This is a genomic window from Streptomyces thermocarboxydus (genome assembly GCF_024760485.1).
Classification (GTDB): Bacteria; Actinomycetota; Actinomycetes; order Streptomycetales; family Streptomycetaceae; genus Streptomyces; species Streptomyces cellulosae.
In genome coordinates, this window is sequence record NZ_CP058273.1 from 3,411,982 (window position 1) to 3,426,504 (window position 14,523).

At 71.9% G+C, this 14,523-nt stretch carries 14 protein-coding genes; 9 read left to right on the forward strand and 5 right to left on the reverse strand.

Going from position 1 to position 14,523, the window contains the following annotated elements; translation table 11 throughout:
- Positions 1 to 63 precede the first annotated feature (63 nt).
- The 4 genes from AY578_RS15705 to AY578_RS15720 all read left to right on the forward strand — a co-directional run bounded on the left by AY578_RS15705 (position 64) and on the right by AY578_RS15720 (position 2,708).
- A complete protein-coding gene (locus AY578_RS15705) occupies positions 64 to 240 on the forward strand; it encodes a hypothetical protein (protein WP_028960538.1) in 177 nt (58 codons plus the stop codon).
- Positions 240 to 533 (forward strand): Dabb family protein, encoded by a 294-nt coding sequence (locus tag AY578_RS15710; RefSeq protein ID WP_019527033.1) that lies wholly within the window; start codon positions 240 to 242, stop codon positions 531 to 533. Before AY578_RS15705 ends, AY578_RS15710 begins: the two co-directional genes overlap by 1 nt.
- Positions 534 to 722: 189 nt before the next feature.
- Entirely contained in the window at positions 723 to 1,559 is an 837-nt protein-coding gene (locus AY578_RS15715) for an RNA polymerase sigma factor SigF (protein WP_019527034.1), read from the forward strand.
- Positions 1,560 to 1,805: 246 nt separating this feature from the next.
- A complete protein-coding gene (locus tag AY578_RS15720; protein ID WP_019527035.1) occupies positions 1,806 to 2,708 on the forward strand; it encodes an RNA polymerase sigma factor SigF in 903 nt (300 codons plus the stop codon).
- Positions 2,709 to 2,902: 194 nt separating this feature from the next.
- On the opposite strand, the gene AY578_RS15725 is transcribed toward AY578_RS15720, so the two are convergent.
- Positions 2,903 to 3,097 (reverse strand): hypothetical protein, encoded by a 195-nt coding sequence (locus AY578_RS15725; protein ID WP_019527036.1) that lies wholly within the window; start codon positions 3,095 to 3,097, stop codon positions 2,903 to 2,905.
- A gap of 195 nt (positions 3,098 to 3,292) precedes the next feature.
- Here AY578_RS15725 and AY578_RS15730 point away from each other — a divergent pair, with 195 nt between their 5' ends.
- The 5 genes from AY578_RS15730 to AY578_RS15750 all read left to right on the forward strand — a co-directional run bounded on the left by AY578_RS15730 (position 3,293) and on the right by AY578_RS15750 (position 8,214).
- On the forward strand, positions 3,293 to 3,784 hold the full coding sequence (locus AY578_RS15730; RefSeq protein ID WP_019527037.1) for a MarR family winged helix-turn-helix transcriptional regulator: 492 nt from the start codon (positions 3,293 to 3,295) through the stop codon (positions 3,782 to 3,784).
- A gap of 85 nt (positions 3,785 to 3,869) precedes the next feature.
- Complete coding sequence (locus AY578_RS15735; protein WP_019527038.1) at positions 3,870 to 6,335, forward strand: MFS transporter; 2,466 nt, start codon at positions 3,870 to 3,872, stop codon at positions 6,333 to 6,335.
- 127 nt (positions 6,336 to 6,462) lie between these two features.
- Positions 6,463 to 7,284, forward strand: a complete 822-nt coding sequence (locus AY578_RS15740) for a YceI family protein (protein ID WP_019527039.1) — start codon at positions 6,463 to 6,465, stop codon at positions 7,282 to 7,284.
- A 144-nt stretch (positions 7,285 to 7,428) separates the two neighbouring features.
- Positions 7,429 to 7,734, forward strand: coding sequence for an STAS domain-containing protein (locus AY578_RS15745; RefSeq protein WP_051101722.1), 306 nt, complete (start codon positions 7,429 to 7,431; stop codon positions 7,732 to 7,734).
- A gap of 9 nt (positions 7,735 to 7,743) precedes the next feature.
- The gene (locus AY578_RS15750; RefSeq protein WP_019527041.1) at positions 7,744 to 8,214 is read left to right on the forward strand and encodes a PPOX class F420-dependent oxidoreductase; all 471 of its coding nucleotides are present in this window, start codon (positions 7,744 to 7,746) and stop codon (positions 8,212 to 8,214) included.
- Positions 8,215 to 8,240: 26 nt separating this feature from the next.
- Here AY578_RS15750 and AY578_RS15755 read toward each other — a convergent pair whose 3' ends face one another.
- From AY578_RS15755 to AY578_RS15770, 4 genes are read right to left on the reverse strand one after another with little or no spacing between them, the layout of a single operon-like run.
- A complete protein-coding gene (locus AY578_RS15755; RefSeq protein WP_019527042.1) occupies positions 8,241 to 9,014 on the reverse strand; it encodes a TetR/AcrR family transcriptional regulator in 774 nt (257 codons plus the stop codon).
- Positions 9,015 to 9,050: 36 nt separating this feature from the next.
- A complete protein-coding gene (locus tag AY578_RS15760; protein WP_019527043.1) occupies positions 9,051 to 10,604 on the reverse strand; it encodes an MFS transporter in 1,554 nt (517 codons plus the stop codon).
- Positions 10,605 to 10,661: 57 nt separating this feature from the next.
- Positions 10,662 to 12,992, reverse strand: coding sequence for a mannosyltransferase YkcB-related protein (locus AY578_RS15765; RefSeq protein ID WP_078611459.1), 2,331 nt, complete (start codon positions 12,990 to 12,992; stop codon positions 10,662 to 10,664).
- Positions 12,989 to 14,509, reverse strand: a complete 1,521-nt coding sequence (locus tag AY578_RS15770; protein ID WP_019525936.1) for a bifunctional glycosyltransferase family 2/GtrA family protein — start codon at positions 14,507 to 14,509, stop codon at positions 12,989 to 12,991. The genes AY578_RS15765 and AY578_RS15770 overlap by 4 nt, the downstream gene beginning before the upstream one ends.
- Between the last annotated feature and the right edge of the window lie 14 nt (positions 14,510 to 14,523).

Genomic DNA, 14,523 nt, shown 5'->3' on the forward strand with positions numbered 1-14,523 from the left:
CGATCATGGGCCCGCTCGATGCACGCGTGACAGCAGTGACAGCCGTGACAGGGGAGGGCCGCGATGGCGGTGAACGCGAAGAAGGCCGCCGTCTACCTGGTGGTGGTCTTCGTGCTGTACGTGATCATCACGGACCCCGAGACCGCCGGCGACTACGTCACCATCGGGTTCCAGGGCATCTCGGACGCCGCGAAGGCGATCGGCGACTTCATGACCTGGCTGGCCGCAGGAGGCGAGTGATGATCCGGCACCTGGTGCTCTTCAAGCTCAACGAGGGCGTCCGCCGCGACGACCCGAAGGTCGTCGAAGGCGTGGAGGCCTTCCGCGCGCTGGAGGGGAAGATCCCGGAGATCCGCTTCTGGGAGTGCGCCTGGAACATCAGCGACCGCCCCATCGCCTACGACTTCGCGATCAACTCGGCGTTCGACGACGCCGAGGCGCTGCACCGCTACGTCGAGCACCCGGACCACCAGGCGGGCGTCGGCCTGTGGCGCGAGTTCGCCACGTGGGTGATCGCCGACTACGAGTTCTGACGCCCCTTCCGCGCTCCGCACACCGAGGCCCCCTGCCGTGCCGGCAGGGGGCCTTGCCGTGTCCGGGACCCGCCTCCCGCCCTCAACACGGAATATGCGGTGCTTGCACACAGTGAGTCAGTCTTGTGATGCTATGACCGCTTTTGAAGGATGAGTTGACGGACGATGTGAGCGAATGAAGAGGTGGCGTTGACCGTGTCGGCCAGTTCCGCGCCGCCCCAGGACGAGGTGTCCCCCGACGCGGTCCAGACCCCCGCCAAGCGCCGCGGCGCGGACACCAGGGCCCTGACCCAGGTGTTGTTCGGTCAGCTCAAGAACCTGGAGCCGGGCACGCCGGAGCACTCCCGCGTGCGGGCGGCGCTCATCGAGGCGAATCTCCCGCTCGTGCGCTACGCGGCCGCCCGCTTCCGCTCCCGCAACGAGCCGATGGAGGACGTCGTCCAGGTCGGCACCATCGGCCTCATCAACGCCATCGACCGCTTCGACCCCGAGCGGGGCGTGCAGTTCCCGACCTTCGCGATGCCGACCGTCGTCGGCGAGATCAAGCGGTACTTCCGCGACAACGTCCGCACCGTCCACGTACCGCGCCGGCTGCACGAGCTGTGGGTGCAGGTCAACAGCGCGACGGAGGACCTCACCACCGCGTTCGGGCGCACTCCCACGACCGCCGAGATCGCCGAGCGGCTGCGCATCTCCGAGGAGGAGGTGCTGTCCTGCATCGAGGCCGGCCGGTCGTACCACGCCACCTCGCTGGAGGCCGCGCAGGAGGGCGACGGGATGCCCGGCCTGCTGGACCGGCTCGGCTACGAGGACCCCGCCCTGGACGGTGTGGAGCACCGCGACCTCGTCCGGCATCTCCTCGTGCAGCTTCCGGAGCGGGAGCAGCGCATCCTGCTGCTGCGGTACTACAGCAACCTGACGCAGTCCCAGATCAGCGCCGAGCTGGGCGTCTCGCAGATGCATGTGTCCCGGCTGCTGGCCCGCAGCTTCCAGCGGCTGAGGTCCGCAAACAGGATCGACGCGTAACCTGCACGAGCGAATCGCTCGGCGTCGTGATTCTGCGTACTTTCCGGCCGATACTCCGTCAGACCCCTTGTTTGCAGGGCTGATTCGCATCTCGGATGTCGACATGTCACTACAGCGCGTTGCCGACATGTGACATTCTGCCGGAGACGCGTTTGCCGGAGCCTCGGCGCCGGTATTCAGGTGAAGGCTGCGTTCCCCGGTTCGGGAGCGTTCGCCGCGACCGTCCCGCGACCCAAAGGGGGTGGCATGTCCGCAGAACAGGGCAGCTCGAAGGTGCTCACGCTCGCGGAGAGCGAGTCAGCTCCCCATGCTCTCGACGCACTCGGCCCCATCGACGAGGGCCCGGCCCTCGCCGCCACACCCGCTCCGGACCTTCCGGACACGGCGGCCCTCGACACCCGCACCCTGTCCCGCTCCCTGTTCCTGCGGCTCGCCGTGCTCGCCGAGGACAGCCCGGAGCGCGCCTACGTCCGGGACACACTGATCGAGCTCAACCTCCCGCTCGTGCGGTACGCGGCGGCGCGGTTCCGCTCGCGCAACGAGCCGATGGAGGACATCGTCCAGGTCGGCACCATCGGGCTGATCAAGGCGATCGACCGCTTCGACTGCGAACGGGGCGTGGAGTTCCCGACGTTCGCGATGCCGACGGTGGTCGGGGAGATCAAGCGGTTCTTCCGCGACACGTCGTGGTCGGTGCGGGTGCCGCGCCGGCTCCAGGAGCTGCGGCTGGCGCTGACCAAGGCAGGCGACGAGCTCTCCCAGAAGCTGGACCGCTCTCCGACGGTGAGCGAACTCGCCGCGGTGCTGGGCGTGTCCGAGGAGGACGTCGTCGACGGCCTCGCGGTGGGGAACGCCTATACGGCGTCCTCGCTGGACTCCCCCGCCCCGGAGGACGACGGCGGCGAGGGCTCCCTGGCGGACCGCCTCGGCTACGAGGACACGGCGCTTGAGGGCGTGGAGTACCGGGAGTCGCTGAAGCCGCTGCTGGCGAAGCTGCCGCCGCGGGAGCGGCGGATCATCATGCTGCGGTTCTTCGCGAACATGACGCAGTCGCAGATCGGCGAGGAGGTCGGCATCTCGCAGATGCATGTCTCGCGGTTGCTGACCCGCACCCTGGCCCAGCTGCGGGAGGGGCTCATCTCGGACTGACGTCCGCGGACATGCTTCCGAGCGCGGGGGCGCTCGGCTCCTTGAGGGCCGAGCGCCCCCGCGCTCTTGGTTGCGGGCTGCGCCGCGGGCGGGACGCACCTGTGCCGGGTGCGGGCCGGTGGGGGTTGATCGCGCAGTTCCCCGCGCCCCTTGAGGGTGTGGCCGCCGAGGGGGTTGCCTCGGCGGACCTCGTTCTACTTCAGTGCGAGCCAGGCCACCGCTGCGACTGCTGCCACGGCGACCACGATGCCGAGGATCAGGCCGATGCGCGGGCCGCCGCTCGTGGCTGCCGGCTGCCTGGCCTCGGGGGCCTCGTCGACGAACGCGCGGAACATCTGGGTGCTGCCGGCGGGGTCGTGATTGCCCTGCGGGCCCTGGGTGTTAGCCATGGACCGAGACCCTAGCGAATCCCCGTCCGGGGCCCCAAGCGGGGCGGGACCGACCGAGCACACCCCGTCCCACCTGCGCGTTTACTGGAGCGATTACTTGCCTTTGCCAAGTTTTTGGCCTGGACGACCCGATTTTATTTGCCTTCAGCAACCATGCATCCTTACGGTTGCTTTAAGCAACGAAACGGAGGTGCCATGGCCGAGTCGGCACAGTACGAGGAGCTGGTCCGGCAGTTCAGTGCCTTCGGCGCCGTGAAACGGGAGATGAGCCGGCTGATGCCGTCGGACTGCCCGAGCGGGTCCGCGGCCGTGCTGACCGTGCTGGGCCGCCATGGCCACATGCGCATGAGCAGGCTCGCCGAGCTGCTGTCCGTGGACGTGTCCGTCACCAGCCGGCACGTCACCCATCTGGCGGAGCGCGGCTGGATCGAGCGATCCCCCGACCCCGCCGACAAGCGCTCCCGCATCCTGCGCCTCACCCCGGCCGGCCAGACCCGGCTCGAGGAACTGTTCCGGCGCACGAGCGAGCTCCTCGCGGAGCGGCTGAGCGACTGGTCGGACGAGGAGGTCGGTGACCTCACCCGGCTGATGGCCCGGCTCAGGGACAGCTTCGGCGACCCCCGCACCGTGCCCCGGCAGGCGCCTCCGTCACTCGAACAGACCACCCGTACACCCGCAAGCACGTAAGAGAAGGAAGTCCATGGCAACGACCACACCGAACGGTGTGCGGGCTCATGCCAAGCACGGGGGAGGATCCTCCACGGACGCTCCGATGACCCATCGGCAGATCATGGAGGCGCTGTCCGGGCTGCTGCTCGGCATGTTCTGCGCCATCCTGTCGTCGACCATCGTCACGAACGCCCTGCCCGAGATCGTCTCCGACCTCGGCGGTGGCCAGAGCGCCTACACCTGGGTCGTCACCGCCTCGCTGCTGACGATGACCGCCTCCACCCCCCTGTGGGGCAAGCTCGCCGACCTCATCAGCAAGAAGGCCCTGGTCCAGACGGCCCTGGTCATCTTCGTGATCGGCTCGATCGTGGCCGGCACGGCGCAGAACACGGGCATGCTGATCACCGCGCGCGCCATCCAGGGCCTCGGCGGCGGCGGTCTCGCCGCGCTGGCCCAGATCATCATGGCCGCGATGATCTCCCCGCGTGAGCGCGGGCGCTACTCCGGCTACCTGGGCGCGACCTTCGCGGTCGCGACCGTCGGCGGCCCGCTGCTCGGCGGCGTCATCACCGACACCAGCTGGCTCGGCTGGCGCTGGTGCCTCTACGTCGGCGTGCCGTTCGCGCTGATCGCGCTGTTCGTGCTGCAGAAGACGCTGCACCTGCCCCTGGTGAAGCGGGAGGTCAAGGTCGACTGGGCCGGCGCCTTCTTCGTCACCGCGGCCGTGTCCCTGCTCCTCCTGTGGGTCACCTTCGCCGACGACAAGTACGACTGGATGTCCTGGCAGACCGGGGCGATGGTCGGCGGCGCGGTCCTGCTGACGCTGATCTTCCTGCTCGTCGAGTCCAAGGCGAGCGAGCCGATCATCCCGCTGCGCCTGTTCCGCAACCGCACCATCGCGCTGGCGTCGCTGGCCTCGCTGTTCGTCGGTATCGCGATGTTCGCGGGCACCGTCTACTTCAGCCAGTACTTCCAGCTCGCCCGGGACAAGTCCCCGACCATGTCGGGCGTCATGACCATCCCGATGATCGGCGGTCTGTTCATATCCTCGACCGTCTCCGGCATCATCATCACGAAGACCGGCCGCTGGAAGGCCTGGCTGCTGACCGGCGGCGTGCTGCTCACCGCGGGTCTCGGCCTGCTGAGCACCATGCGCTACGACACCCCGTACTGGCACATCGCCGTCTTCATGGCGCTGATGGGTCTGGGCGTCGGCATGATGATGCAGAACCTGGTGCTCTGCACACAGAACCAGGTGGCCCCGAGCGACCTGGGCGCGGCCTCCTCCGTGGTCACGTTCTTCCGCTCGCTCGGCGGCGCGGTGGGCGTCTCCGTGCTCGGCTCGGTGATGTCGTCGCGGATCAGCCACTACGCGGCGGACACCATCGGCACGCTCAGCCCGCAGGAGCAGGCGGCGGCCGCCAAGGCCTCGGGCAGCGGCACCATCCCCGACATGGACCTGCTGCCCCCGGGCATCCGCACCTGGCTGGAGAGCGCCTACGGCCACGGCATCGCCGACATCTTCCTGTACGTCGCGCCGATCGCCCTGCTCGGCTTCCTGGTGACGATCTTCATCAAGGAGGTCCCGCTGCGGACCACCGGCGCGCTGGCCCAGGCCGCGCAGGAGCAGGCCGCCGCGTCCGGCGACCCGGTCGCCCCGACCGTGGCCGAGGCCGCCGCCGTCCCGGCCGGGGGCGCCGCCTCCACGGGCTCGGCCGTCTCAAAGACGCAGGCCGCCGCGGAGGACACCCTCGCGCAGCCGGTGTCCGCCGTCGCCACCGCCGCCCGGCCCGGGGAGTCCGCCTCCGCCGGCATCCCGGTGCGCGGCTTCGTCCGGGGCGCCGACTCCACCCCGGTGCCTCGCGCCGCGGTCACGCTGATCTCCCTGGGCGGCCGCCAGCTGGGCCGCTCCGTGGCCCAGGACGACGGCTCCTACACGGTGGACGCCCCCTCGGCGGGGTCGTACGTCCTGATCGCCGCCGCCGACGGGCACCAGCCGCAGGCGTCGACGGTCGTGGTGAGCGGCGAGCCGGTGTCCTACGACATCCTGCTCAGCGGCACCAGCGGCATGACCGGTGTGGTCCGCGCGGCGGACACCGGGCAGCCGGTGAAGGACGCGATGGTCATCGTCACCGATGTGCGCGGCGACCTGCTGGCCACCGGCACCACCGGTGAGCAGGGCGAGTTCTCGTTCGCCGAGCTGGTGCCGGGCGCGGTGACCGTGGCGGTGAACGCCGCCGGGTACCGGCCGCGCGCCCTGCCGGTCGAGATCGGCGCCACGGGCGTCACCCGGGTCGAGGCCGACCTGGAGACCGGCGCCCATGTCCGGGGCGTGGTCCGCGCCCCGCACGGCCCGCTGGCCGACGCCCGCGTCACCCTGGTCGACGCGGCGGGCAACGTGGTCGGCACGGCCACGACCGGCGACGACGGGGCGTACGCCTTCGCCGACCTGGACGGCGGCGAGTACACCGTGATCGCCACGGGCTACCCGCCGCAGGCGAGCGCCCTGACGGTCGCAGGACCCGGTGTCGACGACCACGACATCGAGCTCGCCCACCCCGGCGAGTGACCCGGTTCCGGCCCGTGGCGGGCCCGCGCGTCCTGTAGCGGAGACGCGCCCCCGCCACGGGCCGGTCGTATCACGACCTTTTTATGAGCCTTTTCAGGTCCATGAGCCATTTCAGGGAGAAGACGGGATGCCACTGACCGCGAGGATCCGCACCCGGGACGGATGGGCCGTGTCGCACGCGGTCGTCACGCTGACCGACGGGACCGGCAGCCAGGTGCTGCGCGCCGAGGCGGACGACGAGGGCGCCGTCCGGGACGCCACCGAGCTGGCGCCGGGGGCGTACACCGTCATCGTGACCGCGGTCGGGTACGCGCCGGCCGCCGCCAGCGCCCTCGTCACCGCGAGCGGGCGGGCGGAGATCGGCACGGTGACGCTGGCCAGGACCGGGGGCACGGAGCTGCCGCCGCCCGGCCCGTGGACCGTGGACCCGGCGCACTCCAGCGTGGCCGCCGCCGCCCAGCACCTGGGCATCTCCAGCGTGCGCGGCCGGTTCACCGACTTCACCGCCTCGGTGGAGATCGCGCCCGACGACGTCACCAAGTCCCGCGTGGAGGCGGTGATCCGGGCCGCGTCCATCGACACCGGCAACGCGATGCGCGACACCCATCTGCGGTCGCCGGACTTCCTGGACGTCGCGCGGTACCCGGAGATCACCTACCGGTCCACGGGGCTCACCCAGGCGGGCACCGACCGCTGGACGGTGCACGGCGAGCTGACCATGCGCGGCGTGGTCCGCCCGGTCGACCTCGACCTGGCGTACCTCGGCACCGGCGCCGACCCGTGGGGCGGCACCCGGGCGGCGTTCCGTGCCACCACGGAGCTGCACCGCGAGGACTTCGCGATGAACTACAACCAGGTCGTCCAGGCCGGCATCGCCGCCATCGGCACCACGCTGCGGGTGGAGCTGGACGTCCAGGCCGTACAGGGCGAGAAGCTCCCGGAGGCCTGAGCGCACCGCCCGGACCTGCACCGCTTCCGGTCTCGTCCCGGGCGTGGTGCAATGGGCGGAGGGTCAGGAAGCGGCTCATCCGATTCCGGACGACCATGTCAGGTGAACGCCGTGACCCTTCCGCCCTTCTCCGCCGAGCGCGTGATGCTCCCGCTGCCCTCGGAGATCGACGCCCGCAACGCCGACGGCCTGCTGCCGCTGATCATGTACCAGGCCCGCTCCGGCTCCGAGGGGCCCGCGCGGGTGATGGTCCTCGATCTGTCCGGGACGCGCTTCATGGACTCCCAGGGCATCCGGCTGATCAACGACGCCCGCAGGCTGCTGCTCCCCGACACCCGGGTGCACGTGGTGGCCCTCCCGGAGTCGGTCGCGAGCCGCGTCCTGGAGGTGACCGGGCTGCGCCGCGACGTGCCCGTGTACGACAACCTCCCCGAGGCGATGGCGGCCTAGGCTGACGCCATGGCACCGAACATCGCGACCAACAACCGCATCTCCCTCGACGAGTTGTACGACTTCGTACGCCCCCGGCACCGCGCGATCCTGCTCACCCGCCGCTCCGACGGCGGACCGCAGGGGTCGCCGCTGACCTGCGGGGTCGACGACTCCGGGCGGATCGTGGTGTCCACCTACCCGGAGCGCGCCAAGACCCGCAACGCCAGGCGGGACCCGCGGGTCAGCCTGATCGTCCTCAGCGACGAGTGGAACGGTCCGTGGGTGCAGATCGACGGCACCGCCGAGGTGCTGGACGTGCCCGAGTCGGTGGAGCCGCTGGTGGAGTACTACCGGAACATCGCCGGTGAGCACCCCGACTGGGACGAGTACCGCGCGGCGATGGTGAAGCAGGGCAAGTCGCTGATCCGGATCACCCCGGAGCGCTGGGGGCCGGTGGCGACGGGCGGCTTCCCGGCGCGGCTGGCGGAGAGCGAGTAGCGGGGGCGCACGGGGAGCGCCCTCGGTCAGCCCTGGCCGCGGGCGACCATCGCCTCGATGCCGGCGATCAGCAGGTCCAGGGCGAAGGTGAAGTCCCGTTCGAGCATCTCCTCGACCGTGTCGCCGCCCCGCGCCTCCATGATCCGGGCCGACCGCCCGATGACGTCGGAGGCGTCCGGGTCGCGCAGCACCTCGGTCATGGCACGGTGGTGATACTCGTCGGCGGTCAGGCCCGTCGAGGCCACCCGGGCGCGGAAGTGGCCCTCCACCGTGCCGTGTCCGTACACGAACTGGAACACGGCGGCGATCGCCCCCGTCACTCCGTGCTCGGGCAGGCCGGTGCGGCCGAGGACCCGCTGGACGGCGCCGGAGAACCGCAGCGCGTGGGGCCCGATGTTGAGGAAGCGGCCGACGAGCGCCGGCAGCCAGGAGTGCCGCACCAGCAGCGCCCGGTACTCGCGGGCCAGCGCGCGCAGTTCGTCGCGCCAGTCGGCGCCGGACTCCGGTTCGGGCAGGGCGAGTTCGCCGAAGGCGCGGTCCAGGGCCAGTTCGAGCAGGTCGTCCTTGGTGTCGACGTACCAGTAGACGGACATCGCGGTGACGTCGAGTTCGGCGGCGAGGCGGCGCATGGAGAACTTCTCCAGGCCCTCGGCGTCCAGCAGCCGCACGGTGGCCTCGGTGATCCGGCCCCGGTCGAGGCCGGAGGGCCGGTCTCCGCCGCGCCTGCCGCCCCGCTCCCGGTCCTCCAGCCAGACACTGGGCCGCGGCGTCTTCCCGGACCGCTGGTCTGCCCTCACCATGGCGCACCTTCCTCGACTCGCCGACGCCGGTTCATGCTAGGCGTCCGCCTGTTCCCGCGCGGCGCGCGCGTCGGCGCGGTCGGCGCGGTGCAGCAGCGACGCCGCAAGCAGGCCGCCGAGCAGCACCGCGGCCGAGCCGACCAGGAGGCTCGTCTCCAGACCGGAGGAGAACGCCCCGGTGATCTCGGCGCGTTCACGGTCGGAGCCGGCCGCGGCCAGCGCCGCCGGGAGCGAGGCCGCCGCGACCGGCACCAGCGCGGCGAAGCGCGCGTTCAGCACGGCGCCGAGGACGGCCACGCCGAGTCCGTTGCCGAACTCGGCCAGCGTGCCGTTGATCCCGGCTCCGACGCCCGCCTTCTCGCGGGGCACGGAGCTCATCACGGCGTGCGCCATCACCGGGCTGCCGATCGCGGTGCCCGCGCCGATCAGCACCAGGCCGAGCAGGGTGCCGCCGTAGCCGTGCCCGGTGAGCGTGGCGATCGACACCAGCCCGGCCGCCATCAGCCCCATGCCCACCGCTATGGACGGCGGAGTGCCCATCTTCGCCGACCATTTGGTGCCCACGCCGGTGAAGTTGAGGACGACCACGGTCAGCGCCATCGGCGCGGTGCGCAGTCCCGCCTCCAGCGGGCCGTAGCCGAGGACGAACTGCAGGTACTGGGTGAGCAGGAACAGCGCGCCGCCCATCCCGAAGGTGATCAGCACCAGGCCGCCGACCGCGCCGGTGAAGCGGCGGTTGCGGAAGAAGTGCGGGTCGAGCATCGGGTACGGGATCCGACTCTCCCAGTACGCGAAGACGCCGAGCACCACGACCGCCGCGCCGGCGGTGGCGAGCACCATGCCGGACGTCCAGCCGTGCTCGGGGCCGGAGATGATCGCGTAGACCAGGGCCGTCATGCCGATGGTGGAGAGCACCGCGCCGACCAGGTCGGGCCGGTCGCCCTGCCGGTTGCGGGACTCCGGGACGTACGCGGCGACGGCTGCCAGCGCCAGGGCCGCGACCGGCAGGTTGATCAGGAAGATCGAGCCCCACCAGAAGTGGTTCAGCATGAACCCGCCGACCAGCGGACCGGCCGCGAACCCCAGGGAGTTGACGGCGCTCCAGACGCCGATCGCCTTGGGCTGCTCCTCGGTCGTGAAGATCTGCATGACCACGGCGAGGGTGGTGGTGAGCAGCAGCGCCCCGCCGACGCCCATGCCTGCCCGCGCGGCGATCAGCTGCCCGGAGGACTGGGCCAGGCCGGCCACCAGCGACCCCGCGCCGAACAGGGCGAGGCCCACGATCAGCATCTTCTTGCGGCCGTAGCGGTCGGCCGCGTTGCCCGCGCTGAGCAGCAGGCCCGACTGCACCAGCGAGTAGGCGTTGATCATCCACTGGACGTCGGCGGTCGAGGCGTCCATCTCCCGGGTGAGGGAGGGGATCGCCACGTTCAGCACCGTGTTGTCCAGCAGCACGGTGAGCTGCGCGAGGCAGATGACTCCGAGGATCAGCCAGCGCCGCGCGTGCCCCCGGGGAGCCCCGTCCGCAGGTGCGGTGTCCGGGGACGGGTCGGGGGCCGCGGCGGGGTGCTCCTGGGAGGAGGTGGTCATGCTCTACACCGTAGAACAGCTCTCTTACGGCGTACAACGCGGGGGCGTGGGACGAGGTCAGCTTTCGGACGTGGGGCGGGTGAGGTCGTAGAAGGTGGCTGAGCCGGCGGTGACCTGGGTGAAGTTCTCCTGGACCCAGGCGGTGATCCGGGACGAGGTGCCGGTGCCGTCCGTTCCGCCTCGGCCGCCGCCTCCGCCCATGCCTCCGCTCGAGACGAAGTAGTGGATGCGGCCGTCCTTCACGTACTGCTGGAACTGGGCGAGGGTCGGGGACGGGTCGGTGCCGTTGAAGCCGCCGACCGCCATGACCGGTTCGCCGGTGGCGAGCTGGTAGCTCGCGGCGTTCTGCGCGCCGACCGTCGCGGCGGCCCAGGTGTAGTCGTCGGCGTCGGTCTCCAGCAGCTCGCGTGCCTGGGCGTCGACGGAGGTGCCGCCGAGGAGGCCGCCCATGCCGACGCCGCCGCGCGATCCCCGGCCGGGGGTTTCTGTCGTGGTGCCGTCGGTGGTGCCGGGCGGGGTGACGGTGCCGTTCCGGCCCGACGGGGCGCCGCCGGGGAAGCCGCCGGTGCCGTTGGTGGTGGGCGGGGTGCTGCCGGGCGGGGTGCCGTTCTGGGGGCCGCCGTTCCGGCCCTGGGTGCCGCCTCCGCCAGGGCCGCCGCCTTGGGCTCCGTTCTGACCGCCGCCCGGGCCTCCGCCCTGGGGGCCACCGCCGCCCCTGCCCGTCGACGCGGGACCGGCCATGACGATGGAGCCGGAGTGACCCTCCCGCACGGTGCTCAGGGTGTACGCCGTCGGGCCGGCCAGGGAGGCCGCGACGCCGAGGCCGGCCGCCGCGAGCACCACCCGGCGTCCCGCCCGGCCCGCGAAGACCAGCCCGAGCGCGGCGGTCAGCCCGCCCACCAGGACGATCCAGCGCAGCCACGGCAGGTAGTCGGGTGTGCGCGCGAGCAGGACGCAGCCCCAGGCCGCGGTCGCCGTGACGGCCGCCGCGAGGGTGAGGGCGGCCCAGGTCTCCCGCCGCCGCTGCCACAGGGCGGCCGCGCCCATGCCGGTCACGGCCGCGAGACAGGGGGCCAGGGCGACCGTGTAGTACTGGTGGAAGATGCCGGCCATGAAGCTGAAGACGACGGCGGTCGTCAGCAGCGAGCCGCCCCACACGAGGAACGCGGCACGGGTGATGTCGGTCCTGCGCGTCTTACGGGTCAGGTACAGGGCGGCGGCCAGCAGGATCAGCGCGGCGGGCAGCAACCAGGAGATCTGGCCGCCGACGTCGTCGTTGAACATCCGGTCCCAGCCGGTCTCGCCCCAGCGGCCGCCGCCGCCCGCGCCGCCTCCGCCGCCGACGCTGCCGGTCTCCTCGCCGTTGAGACGGCCGAGGCCGTTGTAGCCGAAGGTCAGCTCCAGGAAGCTGTTGTTCTGCGAGCCGCCGATGTACGGCCGTGAGGACGCCGGCCACAGCTCGACGACCGCGACCCACCAGCCTCCGGACACCACGAGCGCGACGGTCGCGAACGCGAGCTGCGCGAACCGCTTGCGCGGGCGTACGGGGGCGCAGACGGCGTAGACCACGGCCAGCGCAGGGAGGATCAGGAACGCCTGGAGCGTCTTGGTGAGAAAGGCGAAGCCGATGGCGACGCCAGCCCACATCAGCCACTTGGTCCGGCCGTCCTCCAGGGCGCGTACGACGAGGTGACAGGCGACGGCCATGAGCAGGGCGAGCAGGGCGTCCGGGTTGTTGAAGCGGAACATCAGCGCCGCGACCGGCGTGAGCGCGAGGACCGCTCCCGCGAGGAGGGCGGCGCCGTGTCCGGCACGACGACGCACGGACGCGTGCACGACGGCGACGGTGCCGACGCCCATCAGCACCTCGGGCGCCAGGATCGCCCAGGAGCTGAGCCCGAACAGCCGCACGGAGAGGGCCATCGGCCAGAGCGCGGCCGGGGGCTTGTCGACGGTGATGGCGTTCGCGGCGTCGAGCGACCCGAAGAAGAAAGCCTTCCAGGACTGGCTGCCCGCCTGCACGGCCGCGGAGTAGAAGGAGTTGGCGTAGCCGGAGGCGTGGAGGTTGCAGAGGTACAGCAGGCCGGTGGCGAGGAGCAGCGCGAAAAGGGCGGGGCGGGCCCAGCGGGGGTCGTTGGTGGCGGTGACCAGGGCGTGCTCGGGTTGCTCGCCCGGCGGTGCGGGCCGAGAGCCGTCGGCGGTGGCCCCGGCTCCGCGGTACGTGCCGTACGGCGCGGACGCCGGGTGGAGATCGTCGGCGGTGGTGCCGTCCCCGTACGGCGCGGACGCCGGGTGGAGACCGTCGGCGGTGGTGCCGTCCCCGTACGGCGCGGACGCCGGGTGGAGATCGTCGGCGGGACCGGCCTGCGGGTGGTGTGAGCGGGTCATCGGGTGGTCCTCGGGTCGTGGTCGGTGTGCCGGGCGTGGCGCGGCGCGCGGGCCGGGGCGGGTGAGGGGGTGACCTGCGGGTCCGGCTGGGGCGTCGGCCGTGCCCAGGGAGCGGGGCCGGTTTCCGAGGTGGTCCAGGAAGCCTCCTGCCCCGACGGCGAGGGGGACGTGGCACCGCGCCAGGTCTCCGTCTGCGTGGTCGGCGAGGCCCCCGACGGGCCAGGCGCCGTTGCGTCCTGCTCGGGCGTCGCACCCGGCTGCCGGGATCCCGTGTCAGAGGCGCGGTCCGGGAAGACCCAGGCCCGGAACAGCAGGAACCGCAGGACCGTCGCCGCCAGGTTGGCCGCCACCAGGACCGCCAGTTCCGTGGAGTGGGCGGGGTCGCCGCTCGCCGTGTCGAGGGCGGCGAGCGAGCCGCTGGTCAGGGCGAGGCCGATGGCGAAGACGACCAGGCCCTGCGCCTGATGGCGGACCATCCCGTCGCGCCCCCGCACCCGGAAGGTGAGCCGGCGGTTGGCGGCGGTGTTGGCGACCGCCGACACCAGCAGGGCGAGCCCGTTGGCGAGCTGGGAGCCGGTGACGGTGCGGAAGGCGCTGTAGAGGACCAGGTAGAACACCGTGGACAGGACGCCGACGGCGCAGAAGCCGACGAGTTGGCGGGCCAGTCCCCGCGGCACGTCCGCGAGGGTGCGGTCGCGCGGGTCGTCGCCGAACGGCCGGGAGAGCCGGTCCAGCGGCAGCGCGCCGGTGGCCAGCGCCCTGCCGACCCGCCAGACGCCCCTCAGGTCCTCCGTGGCCGTCCGCACGATGTGGACGGTGGAGTCCGGGTCGTCGACCCAGTCGACCGGCACCTCGTGGATCCGCAGCCCCGCCCGCTCGGCGAGCACCAGCAGCTCCGTGTCGAAGAACCAGCCGCTGTCCTCCACCAGCGGCAGCAGCACCTGCGCCACGTCACGGCGGATCGCCTTGAACCCGCACTGCGCGTCGGAGAAGCGCGCCTGGAGCGAGCCGCGCAGGATCAGGTTGTAACTGCGGCTGACAAACTCCCGCTTGGCGCCCCGCACCACCCGCGCGCTGCGGCTCAGCCGGGAGCCGATGGCCAGGTCGGAATGGCCGGAGATCAGCGGGGCGACCAGCGGCAGCAGGGCGTTGAGGTCGGTGGACAGGTCCACGTCCATGTAGGCGAGGACGGGCGCGTCCGAGGCGGACCAGACGGTCCGCAGCGCCCGCCCGCGGCCCTTCCGCTCGAGCCGGACGGACCGCACCTCCTCGATCCGCCGCTCCAGGTCTGCGGCGATGAGCGGGGTGCCGTCCGTGGAGGCGTTGTCGGCGATCGTGATGCGGAACGCGTACGGGAAGGTCCGGGTCAGATGTTCGTGGAGCCGGCGGACACAGGGCTGGAGGTCCTTCTCCTCGTTGAACACGGGGACGACGACGTCCAGGACCGGTGTGCCGGCCCAGGCGGCCGGAAGGTGCTCCCGAGCCGGCAGCGTGCCGGTGAAAGGGTCGGTTCGCATGGGATCGACCCTCG